This window comes from Chryseobacterium carnipullorum (assembly GCF_003815695.1).
Classification (GTDB): domain Bacteria; phylum Bacteroidota; class Bacteroidia; order Flavobacteriales; family Weeksellaceae; genus Chryseobacterium; species Chryseobacterium carnipullorum.
In genome coordinates this window covers 4,900,611-4,926,810 of record NZ_CP033920.1, presented here as the reverse complement: position 1 = coordinate 4,926,810, position 26,200 = coordinate 4,900,611, and the positions used below count along the sequence as shown (strand labels likewise).

Sequence of the window (26,200 nt, the reverse complement as noted above, 5' to 3'; positions counted from 1 at the left end):
TTAGTTTTGTTGCTTATGAAAGCGATTAAAATCTGATAATAAGTACATCATTTAACCTTTCAATGATAATAAACGGATATGAAAATATTGATGGTCTGTCTCGGTAATATTTGCAGAAGTCCTTTAGCAGAAGGAATTATGAAGACAAAGCTTCCTGAAAACTTCTTTGTGGATTCAGCAGGAACAATTTCTATGCATGAAGGAAAACACCCGGATAAAAGAGCGATAAAAACAGCGTCAAACCATCATATTGATATTTCAAATCAAAAATCAAGACCGATTACCAAAGCTGATTTTGAAACGTTCGACAAAATCTACTGCATGGATGTTGATGTTTACGGGGATGTCATCTCGAAGACACGAAATGAAGATCAACGCCGGAAAGTATCATTATTTCTGGAGGCAGCGGGCAATCAGAAAAATGCTGAAGTTCCGGACCCTTACTGGGGCGATTTGAATGATTTTGAGGATGTTTTCCAGTTACTTGACAAAGGCTGTGATGCTATAAAGAATCAAATTCTATCATAAGTGAAGTCACTCATTTTTTTGCTTCTCCTAAGCTTTAATCTCTCTTTTGCTCAGACGCAGGATGAAATTAATCTTCGTCGTCTTGCCAATGAATATACCTCTTTATTGAATTCTGCAGGAAAAGAAGAACAGCTTTATAAAATGTTCTTCGGAGACGTTCAGGTAAGTGGTATTTTTACACAGAGAAGTTTTGCTAAACGCAGAGAGCGAATACCGGATGTTTCTCAAATCTATACTCAGGACTATAAGACTTTTATTTCTGGGTTTAAAAAATACCAGTCTGAAAATAAAACAGACCACGTTAAAATAATGACAGATGGAGAGATTGCCTCTGTAGTTTCAGATTACAGTTGTTTTTATAAAGACGTCATGGAACATTGGGGTAAAGAAATTCTTACCTTTGTTAAAATAAACGATGAATGGAAAATTTCAGCCATTACATTCTCCGTTGAACTCGCTCATCATTTCAAACAACCCTCTTTGCAAGAAAGAACTAAAAAACAATAAAATGCTTTTTTTACTCCCAGCCTATTTATCTGAAAACACTTCTATTACTCATTTTTCACCCGTTCTGAAAGAATATATTATGCAGACGGACTACTTCTTTGTTGAAAATGAAAAAACAGCCAGAAAGGTTGTTAAATTCTTTGCTCCCGAAAAAAAACAGTCCGATCTTAAATTGTTCTTACTGGACAAATACACTGAAAATGCAGACATCAAAGAAGCTCAGAATCTGATGCTGCAGGGACAGGATTTTGGATTGCTTTCTGAAGCTGGTCTGCCATGTATCGCAGATCCCGGAAACCTGATCGTGAAATGGTGTCATGAAAAAAATATCAGAGTAATCCCTGTTTCAGGGCCTTCGTCTATTATCCTGGCTTTAATTTCCAGTGGATTCAATGGTCAGGAATTTACCTTCCATGGTTATCTTCCGATTGATAAGGGAGAAAAGAAAAAACAGATTCAGCGCCTCGAAAGCCTGGTACAGCAAACCGGATATTCCCAGATCTTTATGGAAACGCCCTACAGGAATAATCCGCTTTTTGAAGACCTGACGAAGTTCCTATCTCCGAATACAAAACTCTGTATTGCAGCCAATATCAACGATCCTGAACACGAATTCATCCAGACCAAAACCATCAATGACTGGAAAAAAGCAAAACCTGAACTTCATAAAATTCCTGCTGTGTTTGTCCTTGGGAAATAAGCAGGGAAGTGCAGTATGGTAACACCAACAGTCAAATCGGTAACATTCCCCCTTTTTGTACGCTGGCCTGTAACTTTCCCCAAATATTATCACGATCAATATCAATAAAGTATAAGGCAAAAGGCGAATTCTTCCTTTTGCCTTTCTCTTTTGTGCCTTTATTATACCCATTGACATCATAATAACGTTTACAATGCTGAATTTAATTCATTTTCAGGGATGAAAATTATTCTCTTAAAACATTTAAAATGAGAGAATGTGTAAATATTAGCGGTTATGTTGTTGAATATTTAATATAATTGTCATTATTTAAATGAATTTTTTATTTAAGGAAGGTTTTTTAAGAGGTTTTTATTAATTTGGACACTGATCTGAGACGTTAAAATAAAACATGCACAGGTGTATATATGAACTAAATAGACTGGGATTCCCCAATAGCTTCAGGCACCTGATTAGATTTTTCCGGCAGATTGAGCAGAGAATAAACCAAACATCTTAAATAATTACATATGATTAAACTTAGAAATTTTTTCTCAGCAGTACTTTTTTTATGTACTCTGGTCTTTTCTTCAACTCATCTCTCAGCCCATGGTTATGTGATAAGTCCTGCCTCGAGAGGCTATCAGGGGAGTCTGGATAAGACTACACTCGGGTATAACACCGCATTGGGATTGTATGGCACTGTTATTAATGAGCCGGGATCTCTGGAAGCTAAAAAAGGATTTCCGGCACTCGGTCCGGCAGACGGAATGATCGCTTCTGCTAATGGAAGCATAGGAGGGAACACGATTCTGGATCTTCAAACCGCTGACCGATGGAAGAAAAGCAATATCACAACCGGTGTGAATACCTTTATCTGGAAGTATCTGGCTTATCACGCTACGGCGAAATGGCATTATTATATGACCAAACCAGGCTGGAATCCCAATCAGCCACTTGCCCGTCAGGATCTGGAGCTTATTGGTGAGGTTGTTCACAATGGTACACCTCCCCAAGATAATACACCGCATCACATCACCATTCCTGCTAATCGTCAGGGGTATCATGTTATTCTTGCCGTTTGGGACGTTGCAGATACGGCTAATGCATTTTATAATGTCATCGATGTGAACGTACAGTCCTCGGTAACCCCTGCACAACCTTCGATACCAACAGGATTAGCCAAAATAAGCGTAACGAGCTCTTCTGCAAAAATCGGATGGACAGCTCAGGCTGACGCGGCGTCTTATAATGTTTTCCGTAACGGACAAGCGCTACAGAACGTAAGTGTTCCGGAATTTCAAGATCAGGGTCTGGCCGCCAATACCAGTTATACTTACGAAATACAGGCGAAGGGCTCTACAGGTCTCACTTCACAAAAAAGTGCACCCCTTATTGTAAAAACAGATGACCAAAATACTCCTGAAAAACCTGTAGCGCCGTCCAATCTCCACTCGATGGGAGCCACTGAAAATTCTGTTTCACTGATGTGGATGCCTTCAACTCATACACAGGGCATCAAAAATTATCAGGTCTTTGAAAATGGAGCCCAGGTTGCAGAAACTACACAAACGAGTTTCGTACGCTCAGGTTTAATCCATGATACTGAATACCGATACACTGTGAAAGCTGTTGCCCAGAACGATCAAATCTCCGATGCCAGCAACGAATTGACAATCATAACTAAAAAAATAGAAGGAGGAAATGGACAAACGTACTGCGGAGCACAGCAATATAATCCCGCAAATGCCTATCCAACAGCTCAGACAACCGTATTTTATAACTGTAAAATCTGGAAAAACAAATGGTATGCAAATCCCAATGAAATTCCCGGAGCCAATATGGTTTGGGAAGAGATCAGCGCGTGTACTGAAGGGCCGGGTTGTCAGTCAGGCGGTACTATTACCTATTGCGGCTCAACGCTGTATAACCCTGCAAAGGCATATACTGCAGCCGGTGCAAAAGTTTTTTATGCCTGCAAAATTTGGGAAAACAAATGGTACGCTAATCCGGGAGAAACTCCTGGAGATAATGAGGTATGGAAAGTGGTAAGCCATTGCAATGAAGGTCCCGGTTGTACAGTTGGTGCAGCACGTAACGGTCAGGAAGACGGTTTATCGGTGATTGTCTCAGACCAACATATTAATTTTGCACCGGAAACCTACTATGGAAAAATCAGTGAAATGTCTCTGTTTAATACCCATGGACTTCAGGTGTTATCTTTAAGAAATCCTGCCAGGAACACTATAAATATAGGTTCTCTTCAGCCGGGAATTTATTTTGTGAAAATTGATTACAAAGATGGTGGAAGCGTAACTAAAACGATCAGGAAATAGTCAGGTATTGAAACTTGAATAAAAAATAATCAACAGAAGCCGTCTTCATAGTAAGGCGGCTTTGTTGATGCTAATCGATCAGTCAGCAGATTCAAAGAAGATGTTTTTTCAATTCTTTTAAACATTTAACAGCCCTTAACATCTGCTTTGCACCATTATTGATCTACATGGTTCATAACACCAAAAAAATAAATTATGTCAGACAAGAAATTAGCAGGACTTTGGATCGATACAGAAAAAGCAATAGTAGTAAAAAATCATGATGCTCAGAATGCATTTAAGTTTTTTCTTTGCAGCCCTGTAAAAGCTGAAATACAGCATGGGAATTCAAGTGAAAATGCAGCCAATAATGCAGAACGAACCAATAGGGTGAAATTCTTCAAAGAGATAGAACACCTATTAACAAATTCTCAGGAAGTTTATATTACAGGACCCGGAACGATTCAGGAAGAACTAAAAAAATATCTCCATGATACAGCTCAGTTTAAAAATCTAACGATAACCTTAGATACTGCACAGAAAATGTCGGATGAGCAGGTTCTCGAAACTGTAAAAGATTATTTCAATGCTTAAATTATAGATAATGCAGTAAAAATCCGGATATCACTGATATCCGGATTTTTATTATTTACCAAAAAACTTGCGCTATTTTTTTCTTCCCGTTCTCCATTTTCTCCATAGATAAATAAGGATAGGAATGAGCAATAGAAACGGCCAGAATGAAATAATTCCCAATAAAAAACTCACGAAACTGTTCCAACCTTCTGTCACAGAATCCGCAAAACGGCTTCCGAAACCAATTTTTGAAGTGGCAGAACTTCTTACTTTTTCTTTATATAAACTCAGGTTAAGGGTACTGTAATTCACCCGGTCATCGATGAAGCGTAGCCTGCCCTCTGCAACATCAATTTCATCCTCCAATTCACGGATGGTTTCCTGAATCTCGATCATGTCTTTTGTGGTAGAAGCACTTCTAAGCATATCGCGGTACTTTTCCAGATAAATCTTTTTATTGGCTAGCTTAACAGAGACATCAGTATATTCTTCGGTAACATCATCAGAGGAAATATTTTTCGACAAAACAGAGCCTACTCCTTCAGAAAATGAATTGATCAGTGCGTCAAAATTTTTATGAGGAATACGGATCACAAGATCCAGGTTATCATCTAAATCTGTATTTTGAAATTGTTCATTTTGAATATAGGCCTCATTTTTCTTCAGAATATCTGCCACCTGATTCTGGGCTTTTTTAATATCTCCCACCTGAATTCTCATATTCCCGTTTTTAATGACCTTTTTGGCAATCGTGTCCAGCTTTTTGGGGGCTATGGACGGTTGGGGAGACTTATTTTTATCGGGTAGCAATTTTTCAGATATAGAATTTGGCGGTGCCACCTGATAGACTTCTTCAGCCACTTTATCTTCTGACATCATTTTGATTGCAGGTGAGTTAGCAGCTTCCATTTCGGATTTATTGCATGCACTCATTAAAAGGAGTATACATAAAGGTAAAAATAATTTTATCATGAATATTTTTTAATGTACCTTATCAAAAATTATGCTTAAAGCTTTTTTTTATTCAAAATTGGTATCGTTTTATTGAAATGATTGGGATTTAATTATTTTGAATCAATTTAAAAACAATGTGAAATCTAAATTATTTTCTATTTTTAATGAATGAAAAAAAGTCTTTTAGTATTTGCGTTTTCTCCATTTTTGATGTTTGCTCAGGAAGTTCCGAAACTGACCGATGAGATGGCTCTCAAATTATTGGAAAAACCGCTTCACTGTATCAATCAGGAATATCCAAACAAAACAGCACATATCATCAACAATGCGGGTGAGGTTACTTTAACCCCAAAAGACCTTCATCCAAGTTTCTATGGCTGCTTCGACTGGCATAGCTCGGTACATGGACATTGGATGCTGGTGAGATTACTGAAGACAAAGCCTGATCTGGCCAATGCAAAAGACATTGAAAAAATTCTTGACATTTCTTTAAATAAAGAAAATCTGCAGGTTGAAGCCGATTATTTCACAAAATTTCAATTAACGACTACATTTGAAAGAACCTATGGTTGGGCCTGGTTGCTCAAACTTGATGAAGAGCTGACCACATGGGATCATCCCAAAGCTAAAATCTGGCATCAGAATCTAAAACCTTTAACCGATAAGATTTTACAATCATGGAAAGCTTATCTTCCTAAGCAAACCTATCCAAACAGAACCGGAGTACATCCCAATACGGCTTTTGGTTTGGCATTTGCGATCGATTGGGCTAAAGCCAACCATGATCAGGAATTCGAGAATCAACTTAAAGAAAAAGCAAAGTATTTTTATGGAAAAGATCAGAAAACACCAGCTTATCTGGAGCCGGACGGATCAGATTTTTTCTCGCCAAGCCTTGAAATTGCAGACCTCATGAGACGGGTACTGCCCCAGAAAGAATTTGTCCGGTGGCTGAATAATTTTTATGAGAAAAGAAGCCTGGATAATATTGAAAAAATACCTGTTGTAAGTGATCTGAGCGATTATCAGACGGTTCACCTTGTAGGTCTTTCTTTTTCCAAAGCATGGTGCATGAAAGGAATATCAAAAGCACTTCCTGACGGACATCCTTTGAAAAAGGACTTTAAGAGAACGGCCGATGTATTTTTAGCCAACGGGCTTCCTTTATTATTTCAGGGGAATTATGGCGGAGACCACTGGCTGGCGAGTTTTGCCGTTTATTCACTCGAAGACTAAAAGGTTGTAAGCACAGATTATATTGGTTACATTTGTCTTATGTCAGCCTTAGAAAAATTTGGTGTCGAAATTTTTACCCAACATAATATTTTCGAGAGAATTTCTGCGGATAAACCTTTCCGTCCGGAAAATCCTGCCTTTATTTTTATTAAGTCGGGAACTATAAAGCTGCGCCAGCATTTCAGCGATCTGGAACTTTCCGCCAATATGTTTATGGTAACCGACCCGCAAACGATTTATGAAATGGTTTCCGTAAGTGATGATTTTCAGTCCAGAATGGTTTCTTACAAAAGAGAATTTATTTCTGCTTTATCACTAAAATTCAACAGACTGATTACGTACAGGTATTTTCGCCAGCAGATGAACAAAGGAGTTCCTTTTCCCGAAAGCGAAATGGAAGTCGTGTGGAAAAGCGTTAATTTTCTAAAGTATATTCTGGATTCCGAGACCGAAATGCTGTATAAAAAGGAAATGATAGAACATCTTTTCTCTGTTTTCTGCTATCAAATGGCGGGGATTATTTCCAAGGAAGATAATAATTCCATGAATCAGATGTCCAGACAGGAAGAAATTGTATTTGTATTCCTTACAGATCTCGCGGAACATCATCTGACAGAGAAAACCGTTGAGTTTTATGCCGAACGGCAGTCGATTACAACCAGACATCTTTCCTCAGTCGTGAAATCTATTACCGGAAAGTCTGCCAGTCAGATCATCGCCCTCATCGTCATGAACGAGGCAAAGGTACTTTTGAACTCCTCTAATAAACCGGTTTCGGAGGTTTCTTCAATCCTTGGTTTCAGTGATCAATATGCATTTTCCCACTTTTTTAAAAAACATCTTGAAGTAAGTCCCAGACAGTACAGACATCAGTTTGAAAGTTAAAATCTTACATTTGAACATCTTTTTCCAAAATTCAAACATTTGATTGAATTGGTTGCTGCTGTAACTTTGCCTTTGTAAAACAAGGTAAAATGACAAATAATGTAAAAACAGCACTATCACTAGTGATAGCTCTATTCCCTGCGCTGTTTTTTTCTCAACAGATCAAACAGATGACCGCAGGTGAGGCCGCCGATATGGCAGTGAAAAACCACCAGCAGTTAAAAGTGGCTGTCCAGAATATTGACATTGCAAAACAAAGTACAACTATTGCAAAACTTCAGAAGCTTCCTAATATTACAGCTTCTACCAGTCAGTTCTATTTGGGTGACGCTGTAGCAATCGACAAAGATTTTTCGACCTCAACCAATATTCCGATGCCTCACTACGGAAGCTCCTATGCGGTACAAGCCACGCAACTGATCTTCAAAGGAGGTCTGGTGAACAGATCCATTGAAATGGCGGGTCTTCGTGAACAGCTTTCTGAACTGGATTTAGAAAAAAACAAGCTTGATGTAAAATTTCTCGTGATCTCCAATTATCTGGATGTCTATAAAATGGGCAATCAGGAAACTGTGTTTCAGAATAATAAAAAGCTGGCACAGGAACGTCTGAAAAATATTCAGAAGTTCTATCAGCAAGGAATGGTAACCCGTAACGAGGTCATCCGTGGAGAACTGGCGATCAAAAATCTGGATCAGGGAATCCTGACCCTGATGAATAATAAAAAAATTCTTAATTATAATTTAAACATTGCCTTAGGACTACCTTCTGAAACAGAGATTGTTCCTGTTGAAAGTTTAACGGACAAAGAATCAGTTATTGGCATGGATTATTACATAGAGCTTGCTCACGACAGTAATCCTCAGCTAAAATCTGCTAAGAAAAACATAGATGTTGCCGATAAAAATATCGAAATCATTAAAACAGATCAGATGCCAACGCTATCCGGGTTTGGAGGCTATACCTTACAGCGTCCGGTCATGACAAGAAATCCTGTTCTGGATATGTATTCGGGAGGATGGCAGGCTGGTGTTTCACTGAGTTACAATATTGATAATTTATACAAGACAAAAGAAAAGGTAAAGCTTGGTGAATTACAGAAAACACAGGCAGGTGACGCCGTGACGTTGGTTCAGCAGAATGTAGATATGGCAGTGAATGCAGCGTATGTGAAATACCAGGAATCGATCCAGCAGGCAGATATTCTGAATGATTCAAAAAGACTGGCAGAAGAGAACTACAAAATCACAGAAGCCAAATATTTGAATCAATTGGCTGTACAGGCTGAAATGATTGATGCGCAGAACCAGAAACTACAATCAGAGTTGGATTTTGCCAATGCTGAGATCAATGTATTGTATCAATATTACAACCTGCTGAAGGCTGCAGGAACGCTTTAATTTTAAAACTGAAAATCAAGACAATGGACAACAAGGAACAAACTACTCAAAATACTCAGGCCGCTCCCGCACAGTCAGGGGCAGCTGTTAAAAAGAAACAGAATAAAAAAAATAAAATCAGAGCCATCATTTCCAATACGATCGTTTTTCTGGTCATAGGATTCGGTCTTTTCTGGCTGGTCCGCGAATATTTTCACATCGGAGATAAGACCTATACGGAAGCAGCTCAGGTAGAGGAGTTCATCAACCCGATCAATACAAGGGTTTCGGCTTATATTAAAGACATAAAATTCATTGAGCATCAAAAGGTTAAAAAAGGTGACACCCTTGTGATTTTAGATCAGAATGAAATATTAACCCAGTTGGGTCAGGCGGAAGCTGCTTATCAGAATGCGATGGCACAAAGATCGGCCACAAGCTCATCTGTCAATACCGTTTCCAACAACGTGAGCGTGATGGAATCCAATATCGCAGGAGCAAAAGCAAGACTATGGAATGCTGAGCAGAATTTAAACCGATATAAAAACCTGCTGGCCGCAGAAGCAGTAACCAGACAGCAGTATGACCAGATCAAAACAGAGTACGATGCACAGAAAGCAGCCTATGAGACCTTAGTGAATCAGAAGCAGTCTGCCAATCTTTCTACCACTGAGGTGAAAAGTAAATTAGGAATCAATGATGCAGAAATAAAAAGAACAAAATCAGCCCTGGATATGGCTAAGATTAACCTTTCTTATACCGTGATCACAGCACCTTATGACGGAATTATGGGACGTAGAACCATTTCTGAAGGACAATTGATTCAACTAGGTCAACAGGTAGCCACCATCGTTCTGAATGGTCAGAAATGGGTAACTGCTAATTTTCTGGAAAGCCAGATGCCTCATGTGAAAATTGGGGAAAAGATGACAATGACTGCTGATGCGTTGGGAGGAAAGAAATTTGAAGGGATTGTCACTGCTGTTTCTGCAGCTACAGGATCAAGATATTCAAGTGTTCCTACAGATAACTCTACAGGTAACTTTATCAAAGTACAGCAAAGAATTCCTGTAAGAATAGAGTTCACGGCTTCCAATAAAAAAGAAGACCTGGAAAAACTAAGCGCGGGAATGAATATGAATGTAAATATTAACTAAGACAAAAGAGATCAGATCTCAGATTTCGGACATTGGATGTTGAATGAAGATGTGAAAACGGAGTTATAAAGTCTGTTATCTGTTATCTAAAATCTGAAATCTAGTATCTAAACAACATGTACAACAAAGGATTATATAGCGACTGGGTGCCCAAACCCATACAGATGCTGCTCATTGTGCTGCTATTGGCAGTAGTGATGCCGCTTGGTGGGGTCTATACCGGAAACATCAGTTATCTGGTGAGCGGGACAGGAGCGATGACAGAATATTTTATTTGGGCCAACTATGCTACCACAATAGGAATGGGGGCCTGTATGCCCATCGTTCTGAGAATGAAAATGCGCTTCAAGGTGCGGGATAAAATGACAGTACTTCTTGTGCTTCTGGGTTTGTTGAGCTATATCAATGGAACCACAATGCAACCTATGGTCTTTGTATTTACCGCCCTGTTTATCGGGTTTCTAAAGATGATGGTAACGATAGAGCTGTTTCTGCCGCTAATGATGATGATCGGAAACAGAGGAATGTTTTACGGCCTTTTTTACACCTTTGTTTTGGTGATGAACCAGGTGGCAGCTTATTATGCTGTGGTAGTTTCTATTCACTACAACTGGCAGCAATTTTATCTGATAGCGGCGGTATTATGTTTCATTCTCGCTCTGATACACTGGATTTTTATGCATGACAAGTACTTTGCATTAAAAGTTCCGCTGCATTATATCGACTGGATGAGCATTATGTTTTTCGTTTCTACATTTATGTTTTCTGCGTATGTTTTTTCTTTCGGGAAGCAGCAGGATTGGTGGAATTCGAAAAATATTATGAATGCGAGTATCGCTGCTTTCGTAAGCTTTGCTTTGCTGGTCGTTCGCCAGTTCACCTTAAAAAGACCTTACTTATCATTTAAGATATTTACAAAAAATAATGTGCAGCATGGACTGTTTATGCTTTTGTGGCTGGGAATGTTCTTAGGAACAACTTCACTTCAGAATACCTTTGCCGTAGGAGTTCTTGGGTATGATCAGCTGACCAATGCAGGACTGAATCTGCTTATGGTCCCCGGAATTATTCTGGCAGGAGGGATTGCTGTCGTTTGGTTTAAAAAAGAAATACCATTGAAAATGTACATCTTCTCGGGATTTTCGGCGATGATGGGATATGCATTGATTATGTACTTTTCGATGGTTTTAGAATTCAATTATGAGAACTGGTACCTTCCTATGTTTTTAAAAGGATACGGAATGTGCTCATTGTTTATTTCAGTATGGTTTTATACCCTGGACAAACTTGAAATGGATGATATGTTGGCTGCAATCGGGCTTGTTTTGGTGTGGAGAACGTTTCTGGCTGTAGGATTCTTTTCAGCATTGTATTCATGGTTTCAGTACCGTTTTCAGATTACAGCAGTAGGAGATCTTGCAGTGTACATCGACGGTATGACCGTTAGTCCTCAAACATTAGCTGCGAATATGAAAACAATTCAACTGAATGCCATCCTTGTTTCCGGCAAAAAGATCTTCGGATATATTATTTTGACAGGTTTTGGAGTATTGCTGTATGTAATGACGCATCATTTTGGAAGAGAAAGATTCCAGTATTTGAGGTTCATCAGAGTTCTGGGCGGTAAATCTGTGATTGCCAGAAGAAGACTTCGGGAAAGAAAAAAATTAGTTGAAGAAATAAAAGACGCAGCCGGGCCTGCGGTTTAAAGATACCTTGTTTTTCACGAGTAAAGCTCTGCTATATATTTTTAGTGGGGCTTTACTTTTTTTTAACTAATTATTTTTATTTAGACAAAATAAAATTAAATTTGTATGAATAAAAATTAGAATATATGACAAGAATTCAAACCGGACGAATTGTTGCAGAGCTAGTTAGAAAAGAATATATCACTGATCATTACATCAGAGTGTATCTGTATTCTCCCGAAGCTTATTTGTTTAAAAACACCACTATCGGTGATAATAATAAGATTGCCGTACCTCCTTTGGGCTTGGATGAGGTCCATTTCCCCACTCTGGATGAAAACCGTCAATGGGTATATCCTCCCAAAGAAGTGGCACCTGCCATAAGAACCTACACTCACAGAGGGATTGATCTTGAAAAGAATGAACTGATCATTGATTTTGTTGATCATGGTGATGGCGGCCCCGCATCAAAATGGGCCAGAGAAGCGGGACCAGGTTCCAAATTAGGAATCATGATGCGTACGCAGGCAAAAGAAATGTATCCAGAAGTTGAATGGTACCTGTTTGCGGGTGATGCTATAGCTATTCCGGTGTTGAGTGCTATGCTGGAAACCCTCCCGGAAACAGCAAAAGGAGTCTGCATTATCGAAGTTCACGGAAAAGAAGATGAACAAATTCTTCCGACTCAAGCTGATATTGAATTCAGGTGGCTTCATAACGCTACACCCCATATCAGCAGTGAAATGGCAGATACTGTAAAAAGTATTGCTATCCCCGAAACCACTAAATTCGGATATGTGGCAGCTGAGTTTTCAAGCGTCAAGGAAATCCGTACCTACCTCAGAAAAGAAAAAAACTGGACTGCTCAGGAGCTCAATGCTTACTCTTACTGGAAAGCGGGCGTAGCAGAGAATGAATCGGAAAAGGATAGACATAAAGAGAAGGATTCGATGGGGTAGGTTGCAGATACTAGGTTTTAGGTATTTTGCAGTATAAAACGATGTTCTTTGATTTGGATTTTACACGATATGGATGTAAATGGTGAATTTTGCTTTGCAAGTGAATGGTTAATTCAAGAGCAATAAGCAAGATGTATAAGTCAGAAGCGAGATCAGGCATAGATGTCAAACATGAGACGATTATTCATTAACTTAATGACTACAAACCAGCAACAGGCAAGTAAAAACGCTGTCACTCAAACTCTGCATCTCGAATCCCGAAATCTGCAACTTGCAATCAGAACCCGAAACTCTTATCTTTGCCACTTTTAAAGACCACAATGAAAGATTTAATGGGCAAAGCAATCTGGGATTATTTTCACAACGAGAATCCTGAGGATCTGCAGACAGAAACTTCAATCTCGGAACTGGATGAGCTTCCGGTAGACTATCTTTTCAGAGATTTTGAAGATATGAATGATATTGAGCAAAAAGCACTTGAACTTGCTCAGGGAAGAGTGCTGGACATTGGTGCTGGCGCAGGCTCCCATGCTTTGTATCTTCAGAATGAAAGAGATCTTGATGTTTTGGCACTGGATATTTCACCCAAATCTATTGAAGTCTGTAAATTGAGAGGGATCAAAAAAGCAGTATGTGTAAATATGCTGGATTTTTCTGCAGATCCCTTTGATACGGTTCTGCTTCTGATGAACGGAACCGGAGTTTTTGAAAGTCTTGAAAAAATTGACACCTATCTCAAAAAGCTGCATACTTTAGTGAATGAAGGCGGACAAATCCTTATCGACAGTACAGATATTCTGTACATGTTTGACCGTGATGAAGACGGAGGCGTTTATATTCCGGCAGGTGGCTATTATGGCGAACTGGATTATATCGTTCATTATAAAGGAGAATCTGAAAACCCAATCAAATGGCTTTATCTTGATTTTGCAACCCTGAAAAATGCGGCAGAAAATAACGGATTTGCCATAGAAAAAGTAATACAGGAGGAAGATTCTTACCTGGCAAAACTGACGAAAATATAAATAGTCCTTCGTCATGGCGAACACAGCGAAACAATCTTAATACTCTTAATCACTAAACTCTTTCTTAAGGGTTACTCTTTTAGACCATTAGATTAAAATTAAGTTTTTAAGATCATTAAGTTTAAACTGCGTTTTTTAAGGACGGAATAAAAAATACAAAAGACACATGAAAAAATCATGTGTCTTTTATTCTATCTGAAATGTAGGGTTTATCCTATCTCAATACCATTTTCTACATTGCTGTCATCCGGTGTTACGAAAGACAGTTTTCCGTCTGGTTTTGTCGTTAATAAGAACATTCCCTGAGATTCAATTCCTCTGATCTTTCTCGGAGCAAGGTTCAGTAAGATCATCACCTGTTTTCCAATCAGTTCTTCCGGTGTGAAGCTTTCTGCAACCCCTGAAACCACAGTTCTGATATCAACCCCGGTATCTACTTTAAACTTCAGTAATTTATCCGCTTTTTCAACTTTTTCAGCTTCTAAAATGGTGGCAGTTCTAAGGTCTATTTTCGTAAAATCATCAAAAGAAATTTCTTCTTTCATAGGGTTGGCGTTAGGGTTTGTTTTTTTATTGTTTTGTTTCGTTTGTTCAAGCTTTTCAATCTGAGCTTCGATGACACTGTTTTCAATTTTTGAGAAAAGAAGTGGAGCTTTTTCTACAATCTTATGTCCGGCTTTAATTAGAACTTTCGAATTTTCTAATAAAGTCCAATCAAGCTGTTCAGTATTAAATATATCGTAGATTTTTTGAGCCGTAAATGGAAGGAATGATTCGGCTAAATTTCCTAAAGCAACAGAAATTTGAGCCCCAATAAACAATGTATGTTTAGTTTTTTCAACATCAACTTTAATCGTTTTCCAAGGTTCTTCATTTTGAAGATATTGATTCCCAAATCTTGCTAAATTCATGAATGCTGATAAGGCATTTCTAAATTCATAATTTTCAAGAAAATTTCTTACCTCAGATGCTCTTTTGCTAATTTCTTCAAGTTCAGGAGCATTAATATCTCCTTCAGGAATTTTTCCTTCAAAGTCTTTATTAATTAAGACAGCAACTCTATTGATAAAGTTCCCGAAAATACCTACCAGTTCAGAATTATTTTTAGTCTGGAAATCTTTCCAGGTAAAATTATTATCCTTTGTTTCCGGAGCGGATGAAAGAAGCGCATATCTTAAAACATCCTGTTGTCCCGGGAATTCTTCTACATATTCATGAGCCCATACTGCCCAGTTTCTTGACGTTGAGATCTTATCGTTCTCAAGGTTTAAGAATTCAAAAGCAGGAACATTTTTCGGCATGATATAATTTCCGTGAGCCTTCATCATCGCAGGGAAAATAATACAGTGGAATACAATATTATCTTTTCCTATGAAATGAACAAGGTCGCTGCTTTCACTCTGCCAGTAATCTTTCCAGTCTTTTCCGTTTTTCTCTGCCCATTCCTTAGTGAAAGAAATATAACCAATTGGAGCATCAAACCAAACATAAAGCACTTTCCCTTCTGCATTCGGAAGCGGAACAGGAACTCCCCAGTTCAGGTCTCTGGTCATGGCACGTGGCTTAAGACCGTCGTTTAACCATGATTTAACCTGTCCGTATACGTTAGGTTTCCAGTCATCTTTATGACCTTCTATGATCCACTCGTTTAAGAAGTCTTCATATTCATTTAAAGGAAGGTACCAGTTTTTAGTGTCTTTCAAAATCGGAACATTTCCGCTTAACATCGATTTAGGATTGATCAGCTCTGAAGGTGACAGAGTAGAACCGCATTTTTCACACTGGTCTCCATAAGCATTCTCATTGCCACAGTTTGGGCAAGTCCCAACAATATATCGGTCTGCTAGGAATTCTCCGGCCTGCTCATCAAAATACTGCTCTGAAACTTCTTCCGTGAATTTCCCTTTATCATAAAGAACTTTGAAGAAATCCTGGCTCGTTTCATAATGCTTTTTAGACGTCGTTCTTGAATATTCATCAAATGAAATTCCAAGGTCCGAAAAAGATTTTTTAATGATCTCGTGGTACTTATCTACGATATCCTGAGGAGTTACTCCCTCTTTTTTTGCTCTGATGGTAATAGGAATTCCATGCTCATCCGATCCGCAGATAAACGCTACATCTTTTCCTAATCTTCTTTGAAATCTTGCGTAGACATCCGCAGGAATATATACACCTGCCAAATGTCCTATATGAACCGGTCCGTTTGCATAAGGCAAAGCTGCCGTAATCATCTTTCTGTTTGACATTTTATAGTAAAGTTTTAACTGCAAAGATAAGGATTATCTGCCGAAAATGCCGTAAGCTTCCTGTTTAATAAATTTTTTGATCTCCGGAAACGCTTGAATATTACATTTAGTTAAACAATTGTTTAACTTATTGTTAAGTTTTAATAGTGTTATGTTTTGCATATAGTAATGCAATGTTTTGTAAAACAGATATTTAATGTTTTATCGACCAATAATTTACGGAAAATTATCTTAATTTTTGATAATATTATAATAATTCTAATTTTTTTATAAATTGCAAAGCTGATCAGACAGCTTTACTTAAAAAACGAAACTAAAAAAACGATATTGTGAAAAATTTTACAACGGTATTAAAAATTGCACCTGCTTTTCTATTGGCGGGCTCAATGATACATGCACAGACCCAAGACTCTACAACCAAGGAGAAAAAAATCGAAGAGGTTGTATTGATTGGATACGGGAAGCAGAAGAAATCTGACCTTACAGGTTCTATTACTTCAGTAAGTTCCAAAGACTTCAACGGAGGAGCTGTTTCTGCAGGACAGTTAATCCAGGGTAAAACACCAGGGGTACAGATCACCAACAACAGTGGTGCTCCGGGGTCAGGAACCAAGATCAGGATCAGGGGTACTTCTTCTTTGAGTGGAGAAAACTCACCACTGATTGTCATTGACGGGGTTCCACAGGATTTTGTTGGAATGAATGGAGTATCAGATCCTTTATCATTAATTAATCCCAATGATATTGAAACATTTGACATCCTGAAAGATGCGTCTGCTACGGCAATTTATGGGAACAGGGCTTCCAATGGGGTTATTTTGATTACGACCAAAAAAGGAAGTGCAGGAAAATTTAAGATCAATTTCTCAACAGTAGCTTCTCTGTCTACTAAAATGGGGACTGTAGATGTATTGAATGCACAGGAGTTCAGAGATTTTGTCAATACCTATGCGCCTGCTAATTACAAAACAAAGCTGGGAAATGCAGATACCAACTGGCAGGATCAAATCTATCAGATGGGATGGGGAACAGATAATAATCTTGCCCTTGCCGGAGGAATTAAAGGTCTTCCTTACCGTTTATCTGTAGGCTATAACGAGCAAAATGGTATTGTAAGAACAAATTCATTCCGCAGAACTTCAGTAGGATTGAATTTAAATCCTAAATTCTTTGACAATCATTTATCTGTGAATGTGAATGCCAAAGGAACTTTCACCGATAACCGATTTGTAGATGGCGGAGTGATCAAGGCAGCAACCTATTTTGATCCTACACAGCCAATATATTCAGGGAATTCTAACTACGGAGGATATTATGAATGGCTGGATTCAGGATCTGCAACAGGATATAATGTGAATGCAAGCTCAAATCCCGTAGCCATGCTGGCTGGTGTGCGTGACGTATCATCAGTGACAAGAGGATTGGGAAATATTCAGTTGGATTATAAACTTCATTTTCTGCCTGATTTACATTTCAATGTAAATGCCGGATATGACTATACAAAGAGTGAAGGGCATAAATTTAAAGATGCTATTTATAGACAGGGTTATGGTGATAAAGGCAGCTCGAATTTCTATTCAATGGAAAAGAAGAATAAGCTTTTGGAAACCTATTTTAATTACGTTAAGAATATAACTGCTATCAATACAGGAGTGGATGTTACAGCCGGATATGCTTATCAGGATTTCCATACCATTATTCCTGGCGCTATTACTTACAAAGGAACCGGAATCAATGCGCAGGATCTAAATTTTGAAACACAAAACACGCTGATCTCTTTTTATGGAAGAGCCATTTTTACAGTGGCAAACAAATACATCATTTCAGGATCTGTACGTAAAGATGGTTCCTCAAGATTTTTCAACGGGACAAGAGATAATGTTTGGGGTGTATTTCCTGGAGTTTCTTTAGCCTGGAAGCTTAACGAAGAAAATTTCATCAAAAATATTTCAGCAATCAGCACACTAAAACTGAGAGCAGGATGGGGAAAAACAGGACAGCAAGAATTGCCGGCTCTGAATGGTAATAAACCCAATAACTATCCTGCATTCGCAGCTTATAATCCAAGTTATCCCGGAGCAGGTTACCAGTTTGGAAATGAATTTTATTTTATGTACAGACCTGCCAATTATAATCCAAACCTTACCTGGGAGACTACTGTTACTAAAAATATAGGATTGGATTATGGTTTTTCCAATAACAGAATTACCGGATCTATCGACCTTTTCAGAAAGGATACCAAAGATTTATTGGTATATGCTGACGAGCCTGCCGGAGGTTTAAGTAATGCCAGCTGGCAGAATGTTGGAGATATGAAGAATGAAGGGATTGAAGGAAGCATTACATTGGTTCCTGTTAAAAATGAAAGAACAACCTGGGAAGTAAGTTTTAATGCTACGCACTACAAACCTATAGTGACCAAACTGAAAGACAGAGCAGATGAATCATTCAATATGGAAGTTGGAGGCATTGAAGGAGGTTCGGGAAATAAGATACAGGCTCATGCAGTGGGATATGCACCCAATTCTTTCTGGGTATTTCAGCAGGTATATGATGCGAGCGGAAAACCTGTGGACGGAGCCTATGTTGACAGGAATGGAGATGGCGCGATTACGCCAAAAGATATGTATTATTATAAATCTACTACCCCGGATGCTATTTTAGGTTTTTCTACTAAGGTATCCCATAAAAACTGGGATTTTGCTTTGAGCGCCAGAGCGGTATTGGGAAATTATGTATACAATAACGCAGCATCAAACAGTTCATTGCAGTCTGCTTCTACCAATGAATATCTTCAGAACGTATTCTATACAGCACCGGAATATAAATTCTCTTTACCTCAATATAAATCAGATATTTATGTAGAGAATGCTTCGTTTTTAAGATTGGATAACATCAATGTTGGATATAATTTTGGAGAAATTTTCTCTAAAGGCAGTAATCTGAAAATATATGGTATGGCGCAGAATGTTTTCGTTATTACCAAATATACAGGCATAGATCCTGAGGTTTTTGGAGGAATAGACAACGGATACTATCAGATGCCCAGAATCTATTCTTTAGGCTTTAACTTTCAATTTTAAATAATAATTACGATGAAACTACATACAATCAAACTTAAAAATATAGTACTTCCTCTTTCTGCCGCGTTTTTGCTTTCTGCCGCGTCATGTGTCAGCGATCTTGAAAGAGAACCTATCACAGATGTTACTTCTGCAAGTATCTATAAAGACTTTTCGAACTATAAGAATATTCTGGCAAAACTTTATGGAGGTCTTGCTATGGGAGGACAGATCAGTGGAGACGGGGATCAGCCTGATAGTGATATCAATGGGATCAACGGAGGTTTTTCACAATATACAAGATTACTCTACAATCTGAATGTATTAACTACGGATGAGGCGGTGATCGGCTGGAACGATGGAAACCTGCACACCCTTCACAAAATGACATGGGATTCTTCCAATGAATTTATTGCGGCCATGTACTATAGAGTCTATACGGAAATTGCTTTCTGTAATGAATTCCTTAGAAATCTGACCGATGAAAAACTGGCGGCTAATAATATTACCGGTGACAATCTTGCTCAGGCAAAATTAATGAAAGCAGAAGCCCGTTTCCTAAGAGCTCAGTCTTATTATCATGCTATCGATATGTTTGGGAACGTTCCTTTCGTAGATGAAACATACCTGCCCGGATCTGCAAACCCACCTCAGAGAATTGAAAGAAAAGCATTATTTAATTTTATTGAGTCCGAATTGATCGCAGTGGCAGCAGAATTGAAAGACCCTAAAACCAATGAGTATGGAAGAGCAGATAAGGCTGCAGCCTGGTCATTGCTCGCGAAATTATATTTAAATGCAGAAGTATATACCGGAACCCAGAGAAATACGGATTGTATTACCTATTGTAACAAAGTTATTGCAGCGGGTTATTCTTTGAAGCCAAAATATGATGATCTATTCCTTGCAGATAACAATATCAATAATCCGGAGCAAATTTTAAGTGTCAATTTTGACGGGATCAACACACAAACCAACGGCGGTACAACGTATATGGTTCATGCCGCAGTTGGTGGGGATATGAAGGCTTCTGATTTTGGAATCAATGGAGGATGGAGTGGCCTCAGAACGACAAAAGCATTCGTCGCTCTTTTTCCAACCAATGGAAATGATAAAAGAGGAAGGTTCTTTACTGCGGGACAGAATTTAGAAATAAACGACCTGGGATCTTTTACTGATGGGTATGCATTTATCAAGTATAAAAATATCAAAAGCAACGGATCTGTTGGTGCTCATGATAACTGGGTGGAAGCTGATATTCCTTTGTACCGCTTGGCAGATATTTATCTGATGTATGCTGAAGCCGTTCTCAGAGGTGGTGGTGGTAGTCAGGCGACTGCTGTAAGCTACGTTAATCAGTTAAGAGAGCGTGCTTATGGTAATACGACCGGAAATGTAACCTCAATCAATCTGAATTTCATCTTAGATGAAAGAGCAAGAGAATTATCTTGGGAATCAACCAGAAGATCAGATCTGGTACGTTTCAACAAATATACTACCGGAGATTACTTATGGCCTTGGAAAGGAAATGTCAAAGATGGAAAAGCGGTGGAAAGCTTCAGAAACCTTTTCCCTATTCCGAATAAAGACATTATTGCGAATCCTAATCTGATCCAGAATCCTGGATACTAACGTTTAAATACTGTTGAAAATGAAAAATATATTCAGAATATTATCTCTTGCCCTATTGGGAATCCTGGTGATTTCCTGTGAAAAGGATGAAGACAGAGCAGTTATCAATGAAACGGTAACAGGTAAAGTATCTGCTGATAAAAGTATATTGACTCTCAATGAACTTACTGCAAATGATGCTGTTATCAATTTTACATGGACGAAACCCACATTTAATATTGCTGTAGTTCCAAGTCAGGAAATAGAATTTGGAATTAAAGGAGACAATTTTAAAAAAAGCGCTGCTATTGATTTTTCCAATGATGTCACTACAGGTTCTGCTACCCACGCCGCTGTGAATGCTGCCATGTTTAATATTGGAGCAACTCCGGATGTGGTCAATGATATTGAGGCAAGATTAAAAACATCTGTAGGATCAGCGTATTTTTATTCCAATGTAATAACGCTTAAAATAACCCCTTATACTCCAAATCCGGATCTCGTCTATCCTAAAATCAATGTGCCGGGTGCCTATGCAGGGGCAGCAGGTTATGCAAACTGGACTCCGGCTAATTCTCCTAACCTGTTTTCCCCTGAAAAAAATGACAGTTACAGAGGATTTATTTGGATTAGCAATCCAACAGGTGATAACGGGAAGTACAAATTTGCGATCAATCAGGATTGGCCGGGAAATAAAGGTGATGACGGAACAAAAACCGGAAAACTGGTTGCGGACGGGGCAGATATTGTGCCGGCTTCTGCAGGAACCTTCTACATGAAAGTTGATTGGGCTGCCAACACTTATTCTTCTGTGCTTGCCAATTTTGGAGTAATTGGTGATGCAACCCCTACAGGATGGGGGTCAGATACAGATTTTGTTTATAGTCCGGCTACAAAAACCTATGTCATCAACTCCATTATGCTGAGCAGTACCGGAGTGTTTAAATTCAGGGCTAATGATGATGGGGCAATGAAATTCCAGCCTAAAAAAGATGATCAGGCTTTGGTCTCAGGAAAAGCTGTACAAACCTATTTCAATGCTGAAAATACAGTAGAAGGAGATCCGGGTTATAAAGTATCCGAAGCAGGAAACTATAAAATAGAGTTGGATCTGCACAATTCAGCGTATTACAAATTAACTGTTACAAAGTTATAAAATATACCAATTAAGTTGATAAAGTGTTGCATTACCGCAGCACTTTATCTATTTTTAAGTTTATAAATAGTCATTATGAAGAAAATTACAGTTGGAGCAATGTTGCTCTCAATGATGTTCGTAGGGGTGAAAGCACAGTCTTTGAAATCACCGGATGGAAAATTTGAAATGAATTTTCAGCTGAAACAGGGAGTACCTTATTACAATCTGAAGTATAACGGAGCTGTGGTGGTGGAAGATTCTAAGTTAGGATTAAGATTATTTAAAGACTCAGCCATTAAATTCGCATCTGAAATTGCCAAAGCAGATGATGCCAAATTTGATTTGAACAACGGATTTACCAAAACAGATGAAAAACGTGACTCCAAAAACGAAACCTGGCAGCCGGTTCTGGGCGAAAAGAAAAATTATATCAACCATTACAACGAACTTGCGGTGACGCTGGATCAGTCTTCTACAAGCAGGAGTATTGTCGTAAAATTCAGACTGTTTAATGATGGCCTTGGATTCAGATATGAATTTCCACAGCAGAAAAACCTCAATTATTTCGTGATCAGGGAAGAAGATTCTGAAATTGATTTTCCAACCGATATGAAAGCCTGGTGGATCGTGGCAGATTACGATTCTCAGGAATACCAGTATCAGGAAACAAAAATTTCTGAAATTCCTGCACAATGGGACAAAGCATTTGATGCGAATGCTTCACAGGCGTTGGTGAAAAATGCAGTACAGTCTCCGTTAATGCTTAAAAAAGAAGGCAAAGATCCTTTATATGTCAATGTTGCAGAAGCAGCCGTTTTAGATTATCCCGCTTCCCATCTTGAAGTGGATGCTCAGAATTTTAAATTCAAAACCCATCTTACTGCCGACAGACAAGGAGCGAAAGGATATATTCAAACGCCTTCAGTAACGCCCTGGAGAACCATTATTGTTTCTCCAAAAGCAGAAGAGGTGATGGAGTCTAAAATGATTTTCAACCTCAATGAACCTACAAAATATACCGATACCTCTTATATTCATCCTACAAAATATATGGGCGTATGGTGGGAAATGATCATCGGAAAATCACAGTGGGCTTATTCTACAGCTGAAAACGTTCATCTGGATAAAACCGATTTTTCAAAGCTTACCCCGAACGGAAAACACGCTGCCAACAATACAAAAGTAAAAGAATACATCGATTTTGCCGCTGAAAATGGCTTCAAGGGATTATTGATCGAAGGTTGGAATATCGGTTGGGAAGACTGGTTCGGTCATTCAAAAGAATTTGTTTTTGATTTCATTACTCCATATCCAGATTTTGATATCAAAATGCTGAATGATTATGCCCATTCAAAAGGCATCAAGTTAATCATGCACCACGAAACTTCAGGTTCTGCCACCAATTACGAAAGATGGTCAGACAAAGCCTTCCAACTGATGAATAAATATGGCTACGATGCTGTAAAAACAGGGTATGTAGGTGACATTATTCCAAGAGGGGAACACCATTATTCTCAATGGACCATCAACCATTTTTACAGAATTGCTGAAAAAGCAAACGAATATAAGATCATGGTCAATTCCCATGAATCAGTTCGTCCTACTGGAGAAAGCCGTACCTATCCCAATTATATTTCTGCAGAAGCAGCCAGAGGAACCGAATATGAAGCATTTGGAGGAAACAAGCCGGATCACCAGACCGTTCTTCCTTTTACAAGATGGATGGGAGGATCTATGGACTATACACCCGGGATTTTCCAAACCAAACTGGACTATTATTTCCCTGGAGATAAACGTTTTGTAAAAACTACCCTGGCAAAACAGCTTGCGCTGTATGTAACAATGTATATGCCTCTTCAGATGGCAGCAGACCTTCCTGAGAACTATAAAAAACATATGGATGCATTCCAGTTCATTAAAGATGTTGCGGCAGACTGGGATGATACTAAAATTTTATCTGCTGAGCCTGGAGACTACGTGATCACGGCCAGAAAAGAAAAAGGAACTGAAAACTGGTTCGTTGGAGGTATTACTGATGAAAACAAGCGTGAATATACGGTAGATTTCTCTTTTCTTGATAAAGGAAAAAAATATGAAATAACAGTGTATGAGGATGGAAAAGATGCAGATTACATCGATAATCCTCAAAGCTATAACATCTACAAAAAACAGATCAACAGCAAATCTAAACTGAATTTCAAAATGGCCAGAAGCGGCGGTTTCGCTATTTCTGTTAAGCCTGTTAATTAATAGGTAAATTTATATGAATTATGCCCCGGCTCATTCTGTCTTAGGAAAAATGATTCGGGGCATTACTTTTTTATTGCACCCAATTGACCCTGCTTTTCAAAATATAATATTAAATTGAAATCAGATTTCGAATCATGAAAAAAATATTTGTAGTCATCGCGCTTTCAATAGCTGCCACAGCTTTTTCCCAAACAAAGCCTTTAGAAAAGGTGGAACCCGCCTTTTGGTGGAAAGGAATGAAAAATCCCGAACTTCAGATCCTGGTGTACGGAAAAGATATTGCCCGTAATGAAATTGAACTTTCAGATGGAATCAAAATAAAAAACATTCAGAAAGTTGAAAACCCCAATTATGTATTTGTTACGGTCGATACCCATGAGATCAATGTCCCCAAGTTTAAAATCAATCTTAAAAAAGGAAAAAAAAGCATCAGTTCCTATACCTATGAACTGAAAGAAAGAGCACCCGGATCTGCAGACCGTGAATCTTTTACCTCAAAAGATGTAATGTATCTTATTATGCCGGACCGTTTTGCCAACGGAGATCAAAAGAATGACTCCAGACCGGATCTTATTGAAAAAGCAGACCGAAGCTTGCCAAACGGAAGACATGGCGGCGATCTTCGGGGAATCATCAACAATCTTGATTATATCCAGAACCTCGGGGCAACTTCTGTCTGGCTTACACCCGTCAATGAAGACAATGAAAAAGTATATTCCTACCACGGATATGCCCAAACGGATTTGTATAAAATTGATGGTCGCTATGGCACCAACGAAGAATACCGCGAACTTTCACAAAAACTGAACCAACGCAATATGAAGCTGGTCATGGATTATGTGACCAATCACTGGGGAGTGTCCCACTGGATCATCAAAGACCTGCCTTCAAAAGACTGGATTCATTGGTTTGACGAAGGGAAAAATGGTTTTTACCGCTCCAATTACAAAACAACGACCCAGTTTGACACCAACGCCTCAGAAATTGATAAAAAATATGCACTCGATGGCTGGTTTGATACCACGATGCCTGATATCAATCAAAAGAATCCGCTGGTCTTAAAATATCTGACCCAGAATGCCATTTGGTGGATTGAGTATGCAGAATTAGGCGGTCTTCGTGTAGATACCTATCCATATAATGATAAAGAAGCCATGGCCAGCTGGGCAAAAGCAATTACCGATGAATATCCCAAATTCAATATAGTAGGTGAGACATGGCTGTATACAGCGGGGCAGATCTCTGCATGGCAGAAAAACTCTAAAACAGGAGAAGCAGCGAATTACAATTCAAACCTGCCTTCTGTGATGGATTTTATGCTCTTCGCCGATATGCCAAAAGCCCTTAAAGAAAAAGAAGGCTGGGATACTGGAATGATCAGACTTTACAATGTTTTTACCAGCGATTTCCTGTATCCGGATATCAATAATCTTCTGGTCTTTTTTGAAAATCACGACACCGAAAGATGGAATGAGATCTTCAATGCCGATCCTAAAGCCTATAAAATGGCATTAACCATGATTTCTACGGTCAGAGGAATTCCGCAAATCTATTATGGTTCTGAAATAGGCATGAAAGGCGATAAGAACAAAGGCGGTGATGCGGATATCCGCAGAGATTTTCCCGGAGGATGGACATCAGATTCAAATAATGCATTTAATCCGTCATCACAGACTCCGGAGCAAAAAGAATTTTATCAGTTTAGCCAGAAATTATTAAACTGGAGAAAAGGAAAAGAAGTGATTCACAGCGGGAAAACTAAAAATTACGTTCCTCAGGATGGGGTCTTTGTTTATTTCAGGTATGATGATAAGGACAAGGTAATGGTTATCATCAACAATAATGAAAAAGATCAGACGTTAGACTTAAAGCGTTTTGCTGAATCTTTGGACAACGTTACCAAAGGAAAAGACATTATTTCAGAAAAAGAATTTTCTATAGAAAAAAATCTTACGGTACCTTCAAAAACTCCAATGGTGATTGAACTCCAAAACTAAATTAA

At 38.6% G+C, this 26,200-nt stretch carries 19 protein-coding genes; 17 read left to right on the top strand and 2 right to left on the bottom strand.

Going from position 1 to position 26,200, the window contains the following annotated elements; translation table 11 throughout:
• Nucleotides 1-78: 78 nt before the first annotated feature.
• The 5 genes from EG346_RS22335 to EG346_RS22315 all read left to right on the top strand — a co-directional run bounded on the left by EG346_RS22335 (nt 79) and on the right by EG346_RS22315 (nt 4,623).
• Nucleotides 79-528: a low molecular weight protein-tyrosine-phosphatase gene (locus tag EG346_RS22335; RefSeq protein WP_123881787.1), complete on the top strand. Its 450-nt coding sequence runs from the start codon at nt 79-81 to the stop codon at nt 526-528.
• Complete coding sequence (locus tag EG346_RS22330) at nt 529-1,035, top strand: nuclear transport factor 2 family protein (RefSeq protein WP_123881784.1); 507 nt, start codon at nt 529-531, stop codon at nt 1,033-1,035.
• Between the two features lies 1 nt (nt 1,036).
• A complete protein-coding gene (locus EG346_RS22325) occupies nt 1,037-1,735 on the top strand; it encodes an SAM-dependent methyltransferase (RefSeq protein ID WP_073334940.1) in 699 nt (232 codons plus the stop codon).
• Nucleotides 1,736-2,244: 509 nt separating this feature from the next.
• Nucleotides 2,245-4,050: a lytic polysaccharide monooxygenase gene (locus EG346_RS22320; RefSeq protein WP_123881781.1), complete on the top strand. Its 1,806-nt coding sequence runs from the start codon at nt 2,245-2,247 to the stop codon at nt 4,048-4,050.
• Nucleotides 4,051-4,245: 195 nt separating this feature from the next.
• The gene (locus EG346_RS22315; RefSeq protein WP_073334938.1) at nt 4,246-4,623 is read left to right on the top strand and encodes a hypothetical protein; all 378 of its coding nucleotides are present in this window, start codon (nt 4,246-4,248) and stop codon (nt 4,621-4,623) included.
• Between the two features lie 72 nt (nt 4,624-4,695).
• On the opposite strand, the gene EG346_RS22310 is transcribed toward EG346_RS22315, so the two are convergent.
• Complete coding sequence (locus tag EG346_RS22310) at nt 4,696-5,577, bottom strand: DUF4349 domain-containing protein (protein ID WP_073336793.1); 882 nt, start codon at nt 5,575-5,577, stop codon at nt 4,696-4,698.
• A gap of 150 nt (nt 5,578-5,727) precedes the next feature.
• Here EG346_RS22310 and EG346_RS22305 point away from each other — a divergent pair, with 150 nt between their 5' ends.
• The 7 genes from EG346_RS22305 to EG346_RS22275 all read left to right on the top strand — a co-directional run bounded on the left by EG346_RS22305 (nt 5,728) and on the right by EG346_RS22275 (nt 13,888).
• On the top strand, nt 5,728-6,795 hold the full coding sequence (locus EG346_RS22305; protein ID WP_123881778.1) for a DUF2891 domain-containing protein: 1,068 nt from the start codon (nt 5,728-5,730) through the stop codon (nt 6,793-6,795).
• Nucleotides 6,796-6,834: 39 nt separating this feature from the next.
• Nucleotides 6,835-7,680: a helix-turn-helix domain-containing protein gene (locus EG346_RS22300; RefSeq protein WP_123881775.1), complete on the top strand. Its 846-nt coding sequence runs from the start codon at nt 6,835-6,837 to the stop codon at nt 7,678-7,680.
• Between the two features lie 89 nt (nt 7,681-7,769).
• Nucleotides 7,770-9,080: a TolC family protein gene (locus tag EG346_RS22295; RefSeq protein WP_123881772.1), complete on the top strand. Its 1,311-nt coding sequence runs from the start codon at nt 7,770-7,772 to the stop codon at nt 9,078-9,080.
• A gap of 23 nt (nt 9,081-9,103) precedes the next feature.
• Entirely contained in the window at nt 9,104-10,216 is a 1,113-nt protein-coding gene (locus tag EG346_RS22290; protein ID WP_123881769.1) for an HlyD family secretion protein, read from the top strand.
• Nucleotides 10,217-10,332: 116 nt separating this feature from the next.
• Nucleotides 10,333-11,925: an MFS transporter gene (locus EG346_RS22285; protein ID WP_123881765.1), complete on the top strand. Its 1,593-nt coding sequence runs from the start codon at nt 10,333-10,335 to the stop codon at nt 11,923-11,925.
• A 125-nt stretch (nt 11,926-12,050) separates the two neighbouring features.
• Nucleotides 12,051-12,863 (top strand): siderophore-interacting protein, encoded by an 813-nt coding sequence (locus tag EG346_RS22280; RefSeq protein ID WP_123881762.1) that lies wholly within the window; start codon nt 12,051-12,053, stop codon nt 12,861-12,863.
• A gap of 320 nt (nt 12,864-13,183) precedes the next feature.
• Nucleotides 13,184-13,888, top strand: a complete 705-nt coding sequence (locus EG346_RS22275) for a class I SAM-dependent methyltransferase (RefSeq protein WP_123881759.1) — start codon at nt 13,184-13,186, stop codon at nt 13,886-13,888.
• 209 nt (nt 13,889-14,097) lie between these two features.
• On the opposite strand, the gene metG is transcribed toward EG346_RS22275, so the two are convergent.
• A complete protein-coding gene (metG, locus tag EG346_RS22270; protein ID WP_123881756.1) occupies nt 14,098-16,137 on the bottom strand; it encodes a methionine--tRNA ligase in 2,040 nt (679 codons plus the stop codon).
• Between the two features lie 329 nt (nt 16,138-16,466).
• Here metG and EG346_RS22265 point away from each other — a divergent pair, with 329 nt between their 5' ends.
• From EG346_RS22265 to EG346_RS22245, 5 genes are all read left to right on the top strand, one after another.
• Nucleotides 16,467-19,220 carry a SusC/RagA family TonB-linked outer membrane protein gene (locus tag EG346_RS22265; protein ID WP_123881752.1) on the top strand — a complete coding sequence of 918 codons (2,754 nt, stop codon included), beginning with the start codon at nt 16,467-16,469 and terminating at the stop codon, nt 19,218-19,220.
• A gap of 12 nt (nt 19,221-19,232) precedes the next feature.
• A complete protein-coding gene (locus EG346_RS22260) occupies nt 19,233-20,831 on the top strand; it encodes a RagB/SusD family nutrient uptake outer membrane protein (RefSeq protein ID WP_181876087.1) in 1,599 nt (532 codons plus the stop codon).
• 19 nt (nt 20,832-20,850) lie between these two features.
• Nucleotides 20,851-21,966 (top strand): SusE domain-containing protein, encoded by a 1,116-nt coding sequence (locus EG346_RS22255; protein ID WP_123881750.1) that lies wholly within the window; start codon nt 20,851-20,853, stop codon nt 21,964-21,966.
• Nucleotides 21,967-22,041: 75 nt separating this feature from the next.
• A complete protein-coding gene (locus EG346_RS22250; protein WP_123881747.1) occupies nt 22,042-24,198 on the top strand; it encodes a glycoside hydrolase family 97 protein in 2,157 nt (718 codons plus the stop codon).
• A 134-nt stretch (nt 24,199-24,332) separates the two neighbouring features.
• Complete coding sequence (locus EG346_RS22245; RefSeq protein ID WP_123881744.1) at nt 24,333-26,195, top strand: glycoside hydrolase family 13 protein; 1,863 nt, start codon at nt 24,333-24,335, stop codon at nt 26,193-26,195.
• The last annotated feature ends 5 nt before the right edge of the window (nt 26,196-26,200 follow it).

Bases quoted from the DNA above. Each gene is read 5' to 3' on its own strand.
- EG346_RS22325 (WP_073334940.1), top strand. From the start codon at position 1,037: ATGCTTTTTTTACTCCCAGCCTATTTATCTGAAAACACTTCTATTACT.
- metG (WP_123881756.1), bottom strand. From the start codon at position 16,137: ATGTCAAACAGAAAGATGATTACGGCAGCTTTGCCTTATGCAAACGGA.
- EG346_RS22310 (WP_073336793.1), bottom strand. From the start codon at position 5,577: ATGATAAAATTATTTTTACCTTTATGTATACTCCTTTTAATGAGTGCA.
- EG346_RS22275 (WP_123881759.1), top strand. From the start codon at position 13,184: ATGAAAGATTTAATGGGCAAAGCAATCTGGGATTATTTTCACAACGAG.
- EG346_RS22280 (WP_123881762.1), top strand. From the start codon at position 12,051: ATGACAAGAATTCAAACCGGACGAATTGTTGCAGAGCTAGTTAGAAAA.
- EG346_RS22250 (WP_123881747.1), top strand. From the start codon at position 22,042: ATGAAGAAAATTACAGTTGGAGCAATGTTGCTCTCAATGATGTTCGTA.
- EG346_RS22320 (WP_123881781.1), top strand. From the start codon at position 2,245: ATGATTAAACTTAGAAATTTTTTCTCAGCAGTACTTTTTTTATGTACT.
- EG346_RS22290 (WP_123881769.1), top strand. From the start codon at position 9,104: ATGGACAACAAGGAACAAACTACTCAAAATACTCAGGCCGCTCCCGCA.
- EG346_RS22335 (WP_123881787.1), top strand. From the start codon at position 79: ATGAAAATATTGATGGTCTGTCTCGGTAATATTTGCAGAAGTCCTTTA.
- EG346_RS22300 (WP_123881775.1), top strand. From the start codon at position 6,835: ATGTCAGCCTTAGAAAAATTTGGTGTCGAAATTTTTACCCAACATAAT.
- EG346_RS22260 (WP_181876087.1), top strand. From the start codon at position 19,233: ATGAAACTACATACAATCAAACTTAAAAATATAGTACTTCCTCTTTCT.
- EG346_RS22315 (WP_073334938.1), top strand. From the start codon at position 4,246: ATGTCAGACAAGAAATTAGCAGGACTTTGGATCGATACAGAAAAAGCA.
- EG346_RS22295 (WP_123881772.1), top strand. From the start codon at position 7,770: ATGACAAATAATGTAAAAACAGCACTATCACTAGTGATAGCTCTATTC.
- EG346_RS22245 (WP_123881744.1), top strand. From the start codon at position 24,333: ATGAAAAAAATATTTGTAGTCATCGCGCTTTCAATAGCTGCCACAGCT.
- EG346_RS22285 (WP_123881765.1), top strand. From the start codon at position 10,333: ATGTACAACAAAGGATTATATAGCGACTGGGTGCCCAAACCCATACAG.
- EG346_RS22255 (WP_123881750.1), top strand. From the start codon at position 20,851: ATGAAAAATATATTCAGAATATTATCTCTTGCCCTATTGGGAATCCTG.
- EG346_RS22305 (WP_123881778.1), top strand. From the start codon at position 5,728: ATGAAAAAAAGTCTTTTAGTATTTGCGTTTTCTCCATTTTTGATGTTT.